This is a genomic window from Porphyrobacter sp. HT-58-2 (genome assembly GCF_002952215.1).
In the GTDB taxonomy this organism is placed as follows: Bacteria; Pseudomonadota; Alphaproteobacteria; order Sphingomonadales; family Sphingomonadaceae; genus Erythrobacter.
Map to the genome: position 1 here is coordinate 2,817,746 of NZ_CP022600.1, position 15,637 is coordinate 2,833,382.

At 65.0% G+C, this 15,637-nt stretch carries 13 protein-coding genes and 1 pseudogene; 5 read left to right on the forward strand and 9 right to left on the reverse strand.

Going from position 1 to position 15,637, the window contains the following annotated elements; genetic code table 11:
- Positions 1-55: 55 nt before the first annotated feature.
- The 7 genes and pseudogenes from CHX26_RS13300 to fsa all read right to left on the reverse strand — a co-directional run bounded on the left by CHX26_RS13300 (position 56) and on the right by fsa (position 7,167).
- Positions 56-1,006, reverse strand: a complete 951-nt coding sequence (locus CHX26_RS13300; protein WP_104943436.1) for a D-2-hydroxyacid dehydrogenase — start codon at positions 1,004-1,006, stop codon at positions 56-58.
- Positions 1,007-1,092: 86 nt separating this feature from the next.
- Positions 1,093-2,562 carry a cysteine--tRNA ligase gene (gene cysS / locus CHX26_RS13305; protein ID WP_104942782.1) on the reverse strand — a complete coding sequence of 490 codons (1,470 nt, stop codon included), beginning with the start codon at positions 2,560-2,562 and terminating at the stop codon, positions 1,093-1,095.
- A gap of 40 nt (positions 2,563-2,602) precedes the next feature.
- Positions 2,603-3,265, reverse strand: coding sequence for a nitroreductase (locus CHX26_RS13310; RefSeq protein ID WP_104942783.1), 663 nt, complete (start codon positions 3,263-3,265; stop codon positions 2,603-2,605).
- A gap of 123 nt (positions 3,266-3,388) precedes the next feature.
- Entirely contained in the window at positions 3,389-3,880 is a 492-nt protein-coding gene (locus CHX26_RS13315; RefSeq protein ID WP_104942784.1) for a hypothetical protein, read from the reverse strand.
- On the reverse strand, positions 3,877-4,491 hold the full coding sequence (locus tag CHX26_RS13320; protein WP_104942785.1) for a hypothetical protein: 615 nt from the start codon (positions 4,489-4,491) through the stop codon (positions 3,877-3,879). The genes CHX26_RS13315 and CHX26_RS13320 overlap by 4 nt, the downstream gene beginning before the upstream one ends.
- 104 nt (positions 4,492-4,595) lie before the next feature.
- A pseudogene (gene cobT / locus CHX26_RS13325) lies at positions 4,596-6,511 on the reverse strand (cobaltochelatase subunit CobT).
- The gene (gene fsa / locus CHX26_RS13330) at positions 6,511-7,167 is read right to left on the reverse strand and encodes a fructose-6-phosphate aldolase (RefSeq protein WP_104943437.1); all 657 of its coding nucleotides are present in this window, start codon (positions 7,165-7,167) and stop codon (positions 6,511-6,513) included. Before fsa ends, cobT begins: the two are co-directional and overlap by 1 nt.
- Before the next feature lie 61 nt (positions 7,168-7,228).
- On the opposite strand from fsa, the gene CHX26_RS13335 reads away from it, so the two are divergent.
- A complete protein-coding gene (locus tag CHX26_RS13335; RefSeq protein WP_172449844.1) occupies positions 7,229-7,888 on the forward strand; it encodes a DUF2490 domain-containing protein in 660 nt (219 codons plus the stop codon).
- Here CHX26_RS13335 and CHX26_RS13340 read toward each other — a convergent pair.
- A complete protein-coding gene (locus CHX26_RS13340) occupies positions 7,885-8,604 on the reverse strand; it encodes a DUF4197 domain-containing protein (RefSeq protein ID WP_233997163.1) in 720 nt (239 codons plus the stop codon). The genes CHX26_RS13335 and CHX26_RS13340 overlap by 4 nt on opposite strands.
- A gap of 40 nt (positions 8,605-8,644) precedes the next feature.
- On the opposite strand from CHX26_RS13340, the gene CHX26_RS13345 reads away from it, so the two are divergent.
- Genes CHX26_RS13345 through CHX26_RS13355 form a run of 3 tightly spaced genes read left to right on the forward strand, consistent with a single transcriptional unit; the run spans position 8,645 to position 13,968 of the window.
- Positions 8,645-10,813, forward strand: coding sequence for a primosomal protein N' (locus tag CHX26_RS13345; protein ID WP_104942787.1), 2,169 nt, complete (start codon positions 8,645-8,647; stop codon positions 10,811-10,813).
- A 45-nt stretch (positions 10,814-10,858) separates the two neighbouring features.
- On the forward strand, positions 10,859-12,367 hold the full coding sequence (locus CHX26_RS13350) for a tetratricopeptide repeat protein (RefSeq protein WP_146107740.1): 1,509 nt from the start codon (positions 10,859-10,861) through the stop codon (positions 12,365-12,367).
- Positions 12,368-12,411: 44 nt separating this feature from the next.
- A complete protein-coding gene (locus tag CHX26_RS13355) occupies positions 12,412-13,968 on the forward strand; it encodes a cryptochrome/photolyase family protein (protein ID WP_104942789.1) in 1,557 nt (518 codons plus the stop codon).
- Here the strand turns inward: CHX26_RS13355 and CHX26_RS13360 are convergent.
- The gene (locus CHX26_RS13360; protein ID WP_104942790.1) at positions 13,965-14,864 is read right to left on the reverse strand and encodes a CPBP family intramembrane glutamic endopeptidase; all 900 of its coding nucleotides are present in this window, start codon (positions 14,862-14,864) and stop codon (positions 13,965-13,967) included. The genes CHX26_RS13355 and CHX26_RS13360 overlap by 4 nt on opposite strands.
- Positions 14,865-14,966: 102 nt before the next feature.
- On the opposite strand from CHX26_RS13360, the gene CHX26_RS13365 reads away from it, so the two are divergent.
- Positions 14,967-15,602, forward strand: coding sequence for a glutathione S-transferase family protein (locus CHX26_RS13365; RefSeq protein ID WP_104942791.1), 636 nt, complete (start codon positions 14,967-14,969; stop codon positions 15,600-15,602).
- Positions 15,603-15,637: the final 35 nt, after the last annotated feature.

The window sequence follows — 15,637 nt, forward strand, 5'->3', positions numbered from 1 at the left end:
GACGCGGCGGGGAGTATTGCAGAAATGCGCCAAGCCGCAAGGCGCAGGCGGGAAATCAGTAGCCCAGACGCGGGTCAAACACCGGCGCGACCGGCTCTCCGCGCAGATATTTGGCGAGATTATCAAGGAAGCGTTGACCGCTACGCAGAAACATCTTGTCCTGTGCGCGGCCCGACAGGTGCATGGTGATGTGGGCGTTATCGAGGCTCCACAACGGGTGGTCGGCGGGCAGCGGCTCAGGCGTGGTGACATCGAGAAATGCAGCCCCGATCGCCTTCTTTTCCAGCGCTTGGACGAGCGCTGGCTGGTCGATCACGCTCCCGCGGGCGATGTTGACGATGACGGCATCGGATTTCATCGCCGCCAGTTCCGCAGCGCCAATCATCCCTTCGGTCTCGGGCGTGGCGGGGACGGCTAGGATCACCCAGTCGAACTCGCCAAGGCGGGCGCGCCATTCGTGGGGGCGCAGCACGCCCTCCCCCCCAGAGCGGCGAACGACCGTGACCTCCACATCGAACGCCTCCAGCCGCGGCTGGATCAGCTTGCCAATCGCGCCATAGCCCAGCAGCAGCGCCTTCGACCCCGCCAGCTCGCGCTTGCCGGGCGAATCGAACAGCCATTCATGCCGTTCCTGCGCGCGCACCACCTCGCGGTAGCCCTTGGCGATATTGAGCATCCCCATGACGACATATTCGGCGATGGTGATGGCATTGATCCCGGCCCCGTTGGTGACGGTGATCCCGCGCTCTATCAGCACGTCCATCGGCAGGAAATCGAGCCCGGCGTAGATCGAGTTGAGCCATTTGAGCTTCTTCGCCGCCATCAGCGAGCGGACCATGTCCTCCTTGCTGTTGGAATCGAACCAGCCGATTTCCGCCTCGGCAACCGCCTCGAGCGCCTCTTCGTGGGTCATGAACCAGCGCACGTCGAGGCCCGCCGGCAGGTGCGGTTCGAGCATCGGGCGGATAAGGCCGGAAATCGCGAGCGTGACGGGTCGTGCTGTCATGTTCATTCCTTATCCGTTCGCCTCGAGCGAAGTCGAGAGGCGGCGCGAAGGTGTCTCGACTACGCTCGACACGAACGGGATGGGGTTCAGCCGAGCTTCCACTCCCATCCGAGCGGATCGCCGTCCATCACCTCGACGCCCGCGGCTGCGAGTTCGTCGCGGATCGCATCGGAGGTGGCGAAGTCCTTGGCGGCACGCGCCTCCGTGCGGCGGGCGAGCGCGGCTTCGATTTCGGCCTCGGTGATGGTCGCCGACTTCGGGCGGATGCGCAGGTCGGCGCGCTCCAGTCTGCCGAGGTCGAGGCCCAGCACGCTGTCCATCCTGACCGCCGCCGTCACGATGCATTCGGGCGCGACCTTCTTCAGGCCGAGCATTTCTTCCAGCACCGTCAACGCTTCGGCAGTGTTGAGATCCTGCGCAATCGCCGCATCGAAACGGGCAATCAGATCGCGGGTGACGCGCTCATATTCCCAGCTGTCGCCGGGAACGTCGGTGTCGGACAGCTTGTCGTGCCACTTGTCGAACGCCATGACCATCCGCTTCAACCGCGTCAGCGCCGCGCCCAAGCCCTCCCACGAGAACTCCAGCTCCGAGCGGTAATGCGCCTGCAGGCACATCAGCCGGTAAGCCAGCGGGTGATAGCCCCTGTCGATCAGCAATTGCAGCCGCAGGAACTCTCCGGAAGACTTCGACATCTTCCCCGAACGTTCGACGAGGAAGTTGTTGTGCATCCAGATCCGCGCGCCCGAATTCCTCGGGTCATCCAAGCCATTGGTGCAGCAATGCGCCTGATTCTGCGCGATCTCGTTGGGGTGATGGATTTCGCGGTGATCGATCCCGCCAGTGTGGATGTCGAAGGGAAAGCCCAGCACCTCGCCGCTCATGACCGAGCATTCGAGATGCCAGCCGGGAGCGCCCTTGCCCCACGGCGAATCCCATTCCATCTGCCGCGTCTCGCCCGGCGGGGTCTTGCGCCAGATCGCGAAGTCGGCGGCGTTGCGCTTGCCTTCGACCGCTTCGATCCGGCCCTCGCCCTCCTCGGTGTTGGCTCGCGCCAGTCGCCCGTAATCGGCAACGGTAGAAACGTCGAAATAGAGCCCGCTCTCCAGCTCGTAGCAATGCTTGTCCGCGATGCCCTTGGCGAACTCGATCATCTGCGGGACGTAGTCGGTGGCGACTGTCCACTGCGCCGGCTGACGTATGTTGAGCGCGCGCACATCGGCCCAATAGGCCTGCTTGTAGTGCTCGGCGATGTCCCAGATGGATTGGGCGCGCTCGGCCGCCATCTTCTCCATCTTGTCCTCGCCCGCGTCGGCATCGTCGGTGAGGTGGCCCACATCGGTGATGTTGATGACGTGGGTGAGCTTCAGCCCCTTCCACGTCAGCGTCCGCCCCAGCACATCGGCAAACACATAGGCGCGCATATTGCCGATATGGGGGTAGTTATAAACCGTCGGCCCGCAGGAATAGACGCGCGCTTCCCCTGGGTGGACGGGCTCGAACACCTCGAGTGTGCGGGTGAGCGAGTTGAACAGCTTGAGCGGCGCGTCGGTCATGCGCGCGCTTTGGCCAGCCACGCGCCCCGCGTCAATTCTCTCACTCGAAACCGATGAACTTCACCTGCTCCGCCAGCGGCACCCTCTGGCGCTCGAAATTGTTCACCGGCGCATCCGGGTCGCGGTAGCCGATCGCCATGCCGCAGAAGAACATGTAGCGTTCGTGATCGAGACCGAGAAACTCGCGGATCACATTGGCATAGAGCGCCATGTATTCCTGAAAGCAGCTATCCAGCCCCTCCTCGCGCAGCAGCAGGGCGACGGTCTGGAGCCACATGCCGGTATCCGACCATTGGGCTTCCTTCATCAGCCGCGGGAAATAGACGAACAATACCGCCGGCGCATCGAAGCTCACCGCGTTCTTCATCATCGCCGCCATGCGCCCTGCGCCATCATCACGGGCAATGCCCATCGCGCCGAACATCCCGGCAGACACCGCGTTCAGGCGTTCCTTGTAGGCATCCTCCTGCCCCGGCGCGGCCCAGTCATATTCGGCCTGCTGGGGCGCTGACGAGGTGATCTTCGCCTGCAAATCCTTGAGCGGCTGGCCGGTGACGATGCTGGCTTCCCACGGCTGGTAATTGCAGCCCGACGCCGCCCAGCGCGCTTTGTCCATTACCCGGGTCAGGGTTTCGAGATCGACCGGCTTGTCGAGAAACGCCCGGATCGAACGGCGGGTGGTGACGGCTTCGGTGACGTTCATGCTGGGTTACTTTCCGGTCTTTCCAATCAGGCGGGCCGTCTTCTTCCCCGCGAAACAGCAGGGCCGCAAGCGACAAAATCGCCAGCGGCCCTGCAAATCTGCGATCCTGGGATGGATCGCGGCTTATTGCGGATAGTTGGTCGCGCGCACCGCTTCCGACATGTCGTCACCATCGACCAGCTTGGGATTCTTGTACTTCGAACGGAACTCGTTCTCGGTGCTCGGCGCGATATCCGCACGGCCCGACATGAAGCCCGACTTGATCTTGCAGCGCACGAACTGGGTCTCGTCCGGCTCGATCTCCAGCGTCAGCGCGTCCTTGGTTTCAAGCGACTTGACGGTGAAACTGCGCGGGCCGGGTTCGGACACCAACACGAAATAGCGCCCCGCACCCAGCGAGCTGAGCTTGTCTTCGGCACCCACATCAAACACCGCGCAGCCGAGCGCAGCTCCGCTCAGGCCTCCGGTCCGGTAGAAGATGATCTGGCCCTTGCCTTCCGGCGGTGTGGGGATTTCAAACCCGCCTTCGGCCTGTGCCAGCGCCGCAGGAGCGGTGACCGCCGTCGCAACCGGCATGGCAGCGGCAATCGCGATGGCGGCGACAAGTTTCTTCATGGCATTCCCTCCTCGTTAGACCGGTCGTGCTCTTCTGGCGCAGCGGCGGGCCGGTCAAACGCCTCGTCGTTGCGTGTCTTTGCCGTCGCCAGTGTCCCCGGCGCGATGGTAGTGTTGCCTCCGCCGATCAGAAAGCCCAGCGGCCCGATGACGGCGTTGGTGGCTGATGCGAGGTCGATATTGTTCTGCCCACGGCTTAGAATGGCGTCGCCTTCCTCGATGAACTTGAAGCTTCTGAGCTCGATCCGGCGGCCGGCGAAGTCGAGATAGCGCGCTGCCAACACCAGCTCGCCGGCAGAGCCCGCCATGCCAGCCTTCTTGGCGTGGACGACCTGGCCTTCGCCGGTAATTCCGGCGGGCAGCACCTCGACCCCGTCGATGGTGACGGCCTGCGCCAAACGGATCGGGAAGGATTGCCCGGTGCCGCTGATCTTAGAGCCGACTTCCTTTTCGACTGCGATCAGGATCTGATACCCTTTGGGCAGCAGCAGATCAGACACGGGGACGGCGGGCGCATCGGCAGAAGGTTCTGGGTTATCCGCCACATCCCCGGCCACAGGCACCTGACCGGCAGCCTGTGTTTCCTGTGCATCAGCGGCAACAGGCTGCATCAACAGCACCAATATGGACGATAACAACCTGGCGACCCCCGTCTATTTCAGATTCGGGGTGTCCTCCAAGCCGCGATCCACGTCAACTGGAATCAGCCGGGCGGCTAACGGCGCCCTTTCACGCCCTTCTCGTCCTCGAACAGTTCGGCGAGCTGCTCCATGATCGTGCCGCCGAGCTGTTCCACGTCCATGATCGTCACCGCGCGGCGGTAGTAGCGCGTCACGTCATGGCCGATCCCGATAGCCACCAGTTGCACTGGCGAGACCTTCTCGATCCACTCGATCACGCTGCGCAGGTGCGCTTCGAGGTAACCGGCGCTGTTCACGCTCAGGGTCGAATCGTCCACCGGCGCGCCGTCGGAGATCACCATCAGGATGCGGCGTTCCTCGGGGCGGTAGAGCAGGCGGCTGTGCGCCCAGATCAGGGCTTCGCCGTCGATGTTTTCCTTCAGCAGGCCTTCACGCATCATCAGGCCGAGATTGCGGCGCGCGCGGCGCCACGGCTCATCGGCCTGCTTGTAGATGATGTGGCGAAGATCATTGAGGCGGCCGGGGTTGGCGGGCTTGCCGTCGGCGAGCCATGCCTCGCGGCTCTGCCCGCCCTTCCACGCGCGGGTGGTGAAGCCGAGGATCTCGGTCTTGACCCCGCAGCGTTCGAGCGTCCTTGCCAGAATATCGGCGCTGATCGCGGCGATGCTGATGGGTCGTCCGCGCATCGAGCCGGAATTGTCGATCAGCAGGGTAACGATGGTATCCTTGAACTCGACATCGCGCTCGACCTTGTAGGAGAGCGCCGTGCCGGGCGAGACGATCACGCGGCTGAGGCGCGCGGCATCGAGCACGCCTTCTTCCTGATCGAAGTCCCAGCTGCGGTTCTGCTGCGCCATCAGGCGGCGCTGCAAGCGGTTGGCGAGGCGCGTCACCACGCCTTGCAGGCCGGTCAGCTGGCTGTCGAGATAGGCGCGCAGGCGGTCAAGTTCCTCGGCATCGCACAGGTCGGGCGCAGCAACTTCCTCGTCGAAGCGGGTGGTGAAGGCCTTGTAATCGACACTGACCGGGATCTCGCCCTGCGGGCGGTTGGGGCGCACCGGAGCGTTGGCAGCGTCGCTATCGTCGCCGGGCTCGCCTTCGGCCATGTCGCTGTCGGTCTGGGTGTCGGAGGATTCGTCCCCCTCGCCCTCGCCTTCGGCCATATCGCCGGCCATTTCGGCCGACTGGGGATCGCCCTCACCCTGATTGTCGTCGTCGCCCTGCTCGTCATCGCTGGGCGCGTCGTCATCATCAGCTTCGTCCGAATCGCTTTCGTCAGGGGCTTCGGTGGGGCGAGTGAGATCAAGCTCGCGCAGCATGTCGAGCGCGAGCTTCTGGAACGCCTCCTGATCGGCGATCTTGTCGGCAAGGCCCGCAAAATCGCCACCGACTTTCTCTTCGAGGAAATCGCGCACCAGCTCGATCCCGCCCTGCGCCTTGGCAGGCACAGCCTCCCCCGTCAGCGCCTCACGCACCAGCAGCGCAAGCGCGGTCTGCAAGGGGACTTCCGAGGAATTCTGCGCGCGCACGATCTTGTCGGAGGCGGTGCGCAACTCCGTCGCGGCGTCGAGATTGGCCTTGATCCCGCCAAAGCGGTTCGCACCGAGCGCCTCGTAACGCACCTGCTCGATCGCATCGTAGCATGCGCGCGCGATGGGTTCAGGGGGGGCGCGGCTGACCGCGAGGCTCGGCACGCTCTCGCGAGCGCACGCCTGCATGCGCGCGCGATGGGTTCAGGGGGGGCAGAGCGGGCGTGGAGTGCGGCGTTGTGATGGCGCAGCTTGAGCGCGAAGCTATCGGCAAAGCCGCGCGCCTCGGTCACCTGATCGGCCGGCAGATCGCGGCCCGGCAGCGGCACGCGAAAGCGGTTGCCCGCCGCGCCCGGCACATCGGCGCTCCACGCGACCTCAACCTCAGGGTCACGCGCAATCGCCCGGCTCGCACCGGTGAGCGCCTGCTTGAACAGATCGAGCGGGGACTGATCGGCCATTACTTCAGGATGCTCTGCCCGGTCTTGGCCCAGTCAGCAAGGAAGCCCTCGATGCCCTTGTCGGTCAGCACGTGCTTGAACAGATCGTGGATCACCTTGGGCGGCGCGGTCATCACGTCGGCGCCGATCTTGGCCGCCTGCAGCACATGAGTGGTGTGGCGCACGCTCGCCACCAGAATTTCGGTGGCGAAATTGTAGTTGTCATAGATCAGGCGGATGTCCTCGATCAGGTCCATCCCGTCAAAGCCATTGTCGTCATGCCGCCCGACGAAGGGCGAGATGAAGGTCGCCCCCGCCTTGGCCGCCAGCAGCGCCTGATTCGCCGAAAAGCACAGGGTCACATTGACCATCGTGCCTTCGCCGGTGAGCGCCTTGCAGGTCTTGAGGCCATCGACCGTCAGCGGCACCTTGATGCAGACATTGTCGGCGATCTTCCTGAGGACTTCAGCCTCTTTCATCATCGTCGCGTGATCGAGCGCCACCACTTCGGCGCTGACCGGGCCGTCGACGATGCCGCAGATTTCGCGGGTAACCTCCATGAAATCCCGCCCCGACTTGGCGATCAGCGAGGGGTTGGTCGTCACCCCGTCGAGCAGGCCGGTGGCGGCGAGATCCTTGATCGCGTCGATTTCGGCAGTGTCGGCGAAGAATTTCATGGGGTTCACTCCGGTAAAGTTGCGATAGCCAGCACGGGTCGGCAAGCCTATGGGGCAGCGCATGACTCTTGGGCCGATGCGATCTGCGCTGCTGCTTGCCGCCATGCTGGCGGCTTGGCAACCATCGAAAGCGCGGGCGGGCGAAGAAGACACGCAATTCTGGCTCAATGCCATCGCCACAGGCCAGATCGGTGAAGGCACGACACTGACCATCGATGCAACGCAACGCTGGCGCGGCGATGAAGAAGTCGGCAACGATCAACAGACCATCCGTGTGATGGTGGAACAGCAGGTCGCCGACAACACCCGGCTCGGCGGCGGGATCATGCTGTTCGATACTGCCGGCCTGACCGAGATTCGCACGCACCAGCAGGCCACCGTCATTGTGGGCCGGATCGAGGCGCGCACCCGGCTGGAACAACGCTTTTTCGACGGGGCAGACCGGATGGAACTGCGTCTGCGCCAGCGCTTCACCTATAATCAGCCGATCGCCAACAACTGGCGCGCTTCGGCCGGGGTCGAATGGCTCGGCATCATGCAATCGCGCCGCGCAGACGAAGGCCGTTCGACCGAGCAATGGCGCTTCCAGACGAACCTCATCCACCGCGCCGCGCCCAATCTGGAAGTGGGCGCGATCTACTGGCTGGTTGTCTTCCCGCGCGGCCCACGGCCCGACCGGGTAAGCCACATTCCTCAGGCGACGCTGATCTACCGCTTCTAGATCCGTCCGAGTCCGCCGAACACGCCGATCAGCACCGGATCGCGGGTGTCTTCGGGCCGCGCGCGGATCGCGGCTTCCTCGCGCGCGATTTCGCCCCAGATGGCATCATCGACCTGCCGTCCGAAACGGTCGGCGACCCCGGCCACATCGACTCCTGTAAGCGAGCCCAGCGCCTGGCCCAGCAACGGATCGCGGCTCAGACGCATCGCCTGCCCCAATTCCGGCACCATTGCATCGATCAGTGCCGAACCCATCTCGGCGCGCAGGAAATCGCTCGCCGCGTTCGGGCCGCCGCGCACCAGATCGATGGCATTTTCCAGGCCGATCACCTGAATTGCATCGGTCACCACCGGCGCCGCGCGGAAGCTGGCGTCAATGGCGAGATTGGCAAAGCGGTCTTCCAGCTGATCCTTTACCAGCCCCGAGGTAAGAATACGCGAAAGCACATCGCCGCGCGCGCCCAGCACCGAACCAAGGCCAAGCTGCGCAACCTGCTGATCCCAGAACCCGCCCGGCTCGGTCAGGCGCGCAAAAGCGTTCTCACTGGCGAGCAGCAGCATCCGGCGCACTGCCTCGACCATGCTGAAGCCGCCAGTGGTGGCGCAGGCGGGCAAGAGCAGCAGCGTGCCAGCCCCGGCTGCACCCGCCAGCAGGCGGCGGCGGGTGAAGGACTGCGCGGCGGTGGTGACATTCACGGTCATATTGCGGGTCTCCATGCTTGTCCTAGGCCTATGCCGATCTCCATATAACGCCAAGATGAACCGGGTTCGCCTTCTTGTCCTGAACGCCGCACTAGGCCCGCTGGATTACCGCCTGCCGGACGGCGTTGACGCGCCTGCGGGCAGCGTGGTGATCGCACCCCTAGGGCCGCGCAAAGTGACGGGGATCGTGTGGGACGAGGGCCGTCTGCCGGGCGAGGACATCGCCTTTGAACGCCTGCGCCCGATTGTCGAAGTCCTGCCTGTCCCGCCGCTCCCTGCGCCGCTCAGACGGCTGATCGAATGGACCGCCGATTACTATTGCGCTCCGCTCGCCAGTGTCGCGCGCATGGCGCTGTCCAGCGGCGGCGCGCTCGGCGGGCCTGCCACCATGACCGAATACCGCCTGACCGGCAGCGAGGCGACCGGCAGGCTGACCGCGAAGCGCAAGACCGCCTTGGAGAAGCTCGCAGGCGAACAAGGCACCATGCGCGAACTTGCAGGCATGGCGGGCGTCTCGGAAGGCGTGCTGCGCGGCATGGCGGGTGCTGGCCTGCTGGAACCGGTGACCGTGCAGATCGACCGGCCCTATCCGATCGCCGATCCCGATCACGCCCCACCTGATCTGTCCGACGACCAGCGCGCCGTCGCCGGCCGGTTGGTCTCAGCGGTGAACACCCGGGCCTTTGCCCCCTTTCTGCTCGACGGAGTGACGGGTTCCGGCAAGACCGAGACCTATTTCGAACCCGTCGCACAGGCGATCCGGCAGGGACGGCAGGTGCTTGTCCTCCTGCCTGAAATTGCGCTGACCGAGAATTTCCTGGCGCGCTTTGCCGCAAGGTTCGGCACGGCCCCGGTGCTGTGGCATTCGTCGCTCAAATCCACCGAGCGCCGCCGCGCATGGCGGGCGATTGCGAACGGAGAAGCGCAGGTCGTGGTCGGCGCGCGTTCGGCGCTGTTCCTGCCCTATGCCAACCTTGGCCTGATCGTGGTCGATGAAGCGCACGAAGTCAGCTTCAAGCAGGATGACGGGGTGCGCTATAACGCGCGCGATGTCGCCGTGATGCGGGCGCGGTTCGAAGGCGTGCCGGTGGTGCTCGCCAGCGCCACCCCCGCGCTGGAAAGCCTGCACATGGCGGCGCAGGGAATCTACGAAAAGCTCGACCTGCCGAGCCGCTTCGGCGGGGCGAGCCTGCCTGCGGTGCGCCTCGTCAACCTGACGGAGGAAAAGCCCGGCAGCCAGCGGTGGCTGGCCGGGCCGCTGATCGAGGCCCTGCGTGACCGGCTGGACAAGGGCGAACAATCGCTGCTGTTCCTTAACCGCCGCGGCTATGCCCCGCTGACCCTATGCCGCAATTGCGGACATCGCTTCAAATGCCCTTCGTGCAGCGCGTGGCTGGTCGAACACCGCCTGTCGTCCCGTCTCGCCTGCCACCATTGCGGGTTCGAAACCCGGGTGCCGGACGCCTGCCCCGAATGCGGCGAGAAGGATTGCCTCGTGGCCTGCGGCCCGGGGGTAGAGCGCATCGCTGATGAAGTGCGCGACCTGTTCCCGGATGCGCGCGTGGCGCTGGCGACATCGGATACGCTGAACACGCCCGAGCGTGCGGCGCAGTTCATCGCCATGGCGCAAGACAAGGCGATCGACATCATCATCGGCACGCAGCTGGTGACCAAGGGCTTCCACTTTCCCGACCTGACGCTGGTGGGCGTGGTCGATGCCGACCTTGGCCTCGAAGGCGGCGACCTGCGCGCAGGCGAGCGCACCTTCTCCCAGATCGCGCAGGTCGCCGGGCGCGCCGGGCGCGGGGCCAAGCCGGGCGAGGTGCTGATCCAGACCCGCCATCCTGATGCGCCGGTGATCGCCGCGCTGGCCAATGGTGACCGCGACGCCTTCTATGCCGCCGAAACCGAAGGCCGCCGGGATGCGGGCGCGCCGCCCTTCGGGCGCTGGGCAGCGATCATCCTGTCCTCGGAGGACGAAAAGGAAGCCCGCGAGGCCGCCGTGCGGCTCGGGGATGTCCGGCCACGGCTGGCGGAGGTGCAGATCCTTGGCCCTGCCCCTGCCCCGCTGTCGCTGCTGCGCGGGCGCTATCGCTACCGTTTCCTCGTCAACGCGCGGCGCAGCGCCAATCTGCAAGCCGTTCTGCGCGACTGGATCGGCAGCATCCGCTTTGCCCCCGGCGTGCGCGTGGGGGTGGACATCGATCCCTATTCCTTTGTGTGATCGCTACTTTACAATAGCTTAGGCGGCGTTAACTTCGCGGGCGTGGTGCCCCGCCTCTGCCTGTTCGTGATGGCCCTGTGCCTTGCCTGGTGCTTTGCCCTACCTGTCCATGCCCAGGCCTGGCTCAGGGCCGAGAGCGATCATTACGTCGTCCACGCCCGGCTCGACGAGGCGGAATTGCGCAGCCTGATGCAGTCGATCGAGGAATTCGACCGCGTGCTCCATGGGCTGATGCCGGCCGAAACGCGGCACGGGCGCAAGCCTGAGCTCTACCTCACCGACAGGCCCGCCCGGATCGCCCGCGCCGCCAATTTCGGCGCGAGCGCAGTGTGCCAGGACCATGCCGAACTCCCGATCGCCTATGCGCTTTACACCACCGACCCGACCGGCGAGCGTGACCCGAGCGAGGTGTTCTACTGCCTGACCCAGTTTCACCTCGGAAACGGCTTCTTCCGGCCCAAGCCGATGTGGGTGACAGCGGGCCTGTCGCATTACTTCGCGACCGCCTCGAGCAAGGAACGGGGCCTGTTCACAATCGGCAAGCCGCGCAGCATCCGCCCGATCCGCGGCATCACCAGCGCCGCAATGACCGAAGCGCTGATGGTGCGCTTCCGTCACCGCACCGAAGCCGAATATTCGCGCTTTCTCGACCTGAGCCGGGTGATCGCCAGCCCGCTGCTGATCGAGCCGCAATATGCCGGCGTGCTCGATCGCTACATTGATGCCTATGTGACCGGCCGCAGCATGGAAGACGCCGCGCGCGAGCTGGGGGATCTGGAAGCGCTGGCGACCGAGCTGGGCCAGCGGCGGATCGTCGCGCCGATGCGGCGGGTGCGGATCCAGCCGATGTTCGTCGCCGATGTCACTGTCCGCCGGATGGCGCGCGACGAAATTGCGCTGATAGACCTGCGCATCGAACGACTGCTCGAAACCCGGCTGAATGCCAGCGCCCGCGAACTGGGCGAGCTGACCCGCCGCTTTCCCGACAGCGCGCTGGTCTGGTACGAATATGCCGCCGCTGAATATGCACGGGTGCAGAACAGCGATTTCGGCGGACGGCCGGTGTTTCGCGGCTTCGGCTTTTCCAATGGCGAGCTGATCGTCATGGCCAACCCCTATTCCGATGCCGAGGCGTGGCGTGCGGTCAACAAAGCCCTGTCGCTCGACCCCGATCTTGCCCCGGCGAGGCGGCTGCGCGCCGAGATCCTGCTCGCGCGGCTGGTGCGCGAAGGCAATCCCGACGACCCGGCCGCCTATGACGAGGTGCGCGCGATGCTCGGCCCGCTGGCGCGCGCGCCGGAACGCGAGCCGCTCGCCGCCGCGCTCTATCACCAGTCCTATGTCGAACAGGACCGCGAGCCGCCCGAAGCCGCCCTTAATCAGCTCCGCCGCGCCTTTCTCGCCAATGCCGGGGTCGGCGATTTCCGCTATGCCTATGCCACGGCGCAAAGCCGGCGCGGGGAGAAGAACGAGGCGCGCAGCCTGCTGATCTCGATGCTCAACGATCCCGCCTTTCAGGCCGCCGCCTTCCGCGCGCTGGAAGTGACGCAATAGGCACCGCGCGAAACCAAACCGGACGCTCGCGCGTAACCCTGCGCATGACCGCTCCCGTTCTCGTGCCGATCCTCGGCGACCAGTTGTCGCATAACCTGAGCAGCCTCGATGGTCTCTCCCCCGCAAGCACCGTCGTGCTGATGATGGAGGTGTGGGACGAAGCGACCTATGTGAAGCACCATAAGCAGAAGATCGTGCTGATCTTTTCGGCCATGCGCCATTTCGCCGACGAGCTTCGGGCGGAAGGCTGGCAAGTCGATTACATCCGGCTCGACGATCCAGAGAACACCGGCAGCTTCACCGGCGAGGTCGCCCGCGCGATCCAGCGCCACGCCCCTGGCGAAATCCGCGTCACGGAAAGCGGCGAATGGCGGGTGGCGCAAGCGATGCTCGAATGGGAAGGCCGCTTCGCCTGCCCTGTCTCAATCCTCCCCGATACGCGGTTTGTGGCCACCCACGCCGAGTTCCGCAAGTTCGCGGAAGGGCGCAAGCACCTGACGATGGAGTATTTCTACCGCGAAATGCGCCGCAAGACCGGACTGCTGATGGAGGGCGACAAGCCCGTCGCGGGCGTCTGGAACCTCGACAGCGAAAACCGCGAACCGCCCAAGGCCGGATTGAAAGCACCCCCCACGCCGAAGTTCGCCCCCGATGCCATCACGCAGGAGGTGATCGCGCTCGTGGCTGAGCGCTTCCCCGACCATTTCGGCGACCTGGAACCCTTCGGCTGGCCCGTCACCCGCGCTGAGGCGCTGGAAGCTGCCGAAGCGTTCTTCGCGCGCAGGCTCGAAAAATTCGGCCCCTATCAGGACGCAATGGTGCATGGAGAGGACGATCTTTACCACTCGATGCTCTCGACCAGTCTCAATTGCGGGTTGCTCGATCCCCTCGAACTGTGCCGCGCCGCCGAAGATGCCTATAAATCAGGCAGGGCTCCGCTCAATTCCGTAGAGGGCTTCATCCGCCAGATCATCGGGTGGCGCGAATATGTGCGCGGGTTTTACTGGCACCAGATGCCGGGGCTGGCTGAGGCGAACGAACTGGGCGCGACAAGGCCGCTCCCCGAATTCTTCTGGACCGGCAAAACCGACATGCGATGCCTTGCCGACTGCATCCGCACCACGCAGGAGGATGCCCATGCGCACCACATCCAAAGGCTGATGGTGCTGGGCAACTTCTGCCTCATCGCCGGGATTGATCCGCGGGCAGTCGCCGATTGGTATCTCGCGGTCTATGCCGACGCCTTCGAGTGGGTCGAGCTGCCCAATGTGGCGGGCATGGTGCTCTATGCGGATGGCGGCAGGCTGGCGACCAAGCCCTATGCCGCGAGCGGCAATTACATCAACAAGATGTCGGACTATTGCGGCAAGTGCCGTTACAAGGTCAGTCAGAAGACCGGCCCCAACGCCTGCCCCTTCAACCCGCTCTACTGGCACTTCATGGACCGCAACCGCGCCCGCCTCGAAAGCAACCATCGCATCGGGCGCATCTATGCCACCTGGGACAAGATGGGCGAGGCCAAGCAGGCCGAATATCTCCAGAGTGCCGAAAAATTCCTGGACAGCCTCGAACCCGCGCGCAAAGGCTGGGCGCGCGCCTAGGCTCCTGCGGCGACGCCGCGGCGCGCCCACCAGGGGGCCATCACCTCGCCCGCCCTGACTGCGCGCCACACCATCCACGCGCCCGCCACACCCCCGACCACCAGCGCGATGACCGAAGCCTCCAGCCCGAAGGCCCCGCCCGAAATCAGCGGATCGCCCACCAGTCGCGCGTCCACCAGTCCGTCGCCATCATAGCCCGAGACCGGCACGTCCCACACCAGCCCCTGCGTCACGTTCCAGCCAAAGTGCAGCCCCACCGGCAACCACAGGCTCCGCGTGAGCATATAGGCCCCGCCCAGCAGCGTACCCGCCACTGCCGCAATCGTCAGCCCTGACATCCAGGTTGCATTGTCGTTGCCCATATGCACCAGCCCGAACAGCCCCGAGGTGATAAACAGCGCCGCCCAGCTGCCGCCGAATTCCTCGATCCAGCGGAACAGGATGCCGCGGAAGATCAGCTCCTCGATGAAGCCTGCGTTGAACCCGGCCCAGAACAGGATGAACACCCAGCTTGTCATCCCGCCCCAGCCGTCGATCACATAGGCGCCGAGCAGGGCGGCAATGCCGACGATGAGGCTGAACAAGGCCCCCGCCCCGAACACACCCATCGCCAGATCGCGCGGAGCAGCGGCAAATGGCAGGTCGTCATGCTTGCGCGACCCCAGTCGGCGCAGCACCAGCTTCTGCAAGCCGATCAGGGCGACAATCAAGGTCACCGCCACCACCGGCTCCACAATATCCCAGCCGACCGGCTCGCCGAAGAACCCGCCGACGATATTGACAGGCACCATCACGGCAGCAACCAGCGCCAGCGCGATCAGCATGGTGACAAGCGGAAAGTCGATGATCCGCTTCCAAAGCGGCGCGGGCGCGGGCGCGGTTTCGACAATGTCCATGATTCGACAAGGCTCCCCAAGGCGTTACGCGGCAAGGATGGCGCAGCGGCAAGTCTTTGGCTAGGCCTTGGCGCTACACAACCCACGGGAGAGAGCGCCGCCATGCTGACCATCCACCACCTGCGCCTGTCGCAATCCGAGCGTATCGTCTGGCTGGCCGAGGAGCTGGGGCTGGAATACGACCTGAAGCTCTACACCCGCCGCACCGACAACCGCCTCGCGCCCGACGACTACAAGGCGCTGCACCCGATGGGCATTGCGCCGGTCATCACCGATGGCGACTTCGTGCTGGGCGAAAGCGGGGCGATCATGGACTATATCGTCGCGAAATATGCCCCCGGCACGGCGCTGGTGCCGGGCGCGGATCACCCCGACTTTGCCGACCACCTGTTCTACTACCACTGGGCCAACGCGACCTTCATGACCAATGGCATGATGGCGCTGGTGGCGCAGTTCATGGGCGCGGCGGAAATGCCACCCTTCGTCGCCGACCGGGTACAGAAGGGTTGGGCGATCGTCGAAAAACGGCTGGGCGAAGCGGAGTATTTCGGCGGCACGCAGCTGACCACGGCGGACATCATGATGGGCTTCCAGCTCACGACTTCGCGGGCGATGAGCGGCATGGGGATCGAGGGGATGCCCAATTTGCAGGCCTATCTGAAGCGCATCGGTGAACGGCCTGCCTACCAGCGCGCCATGGCGAAGTGCGAACCGGGGATGCCGCCGAAGCTCGATTGAGGGGGAGCGAACCCAATTCACCGTCAAGCCCGGGA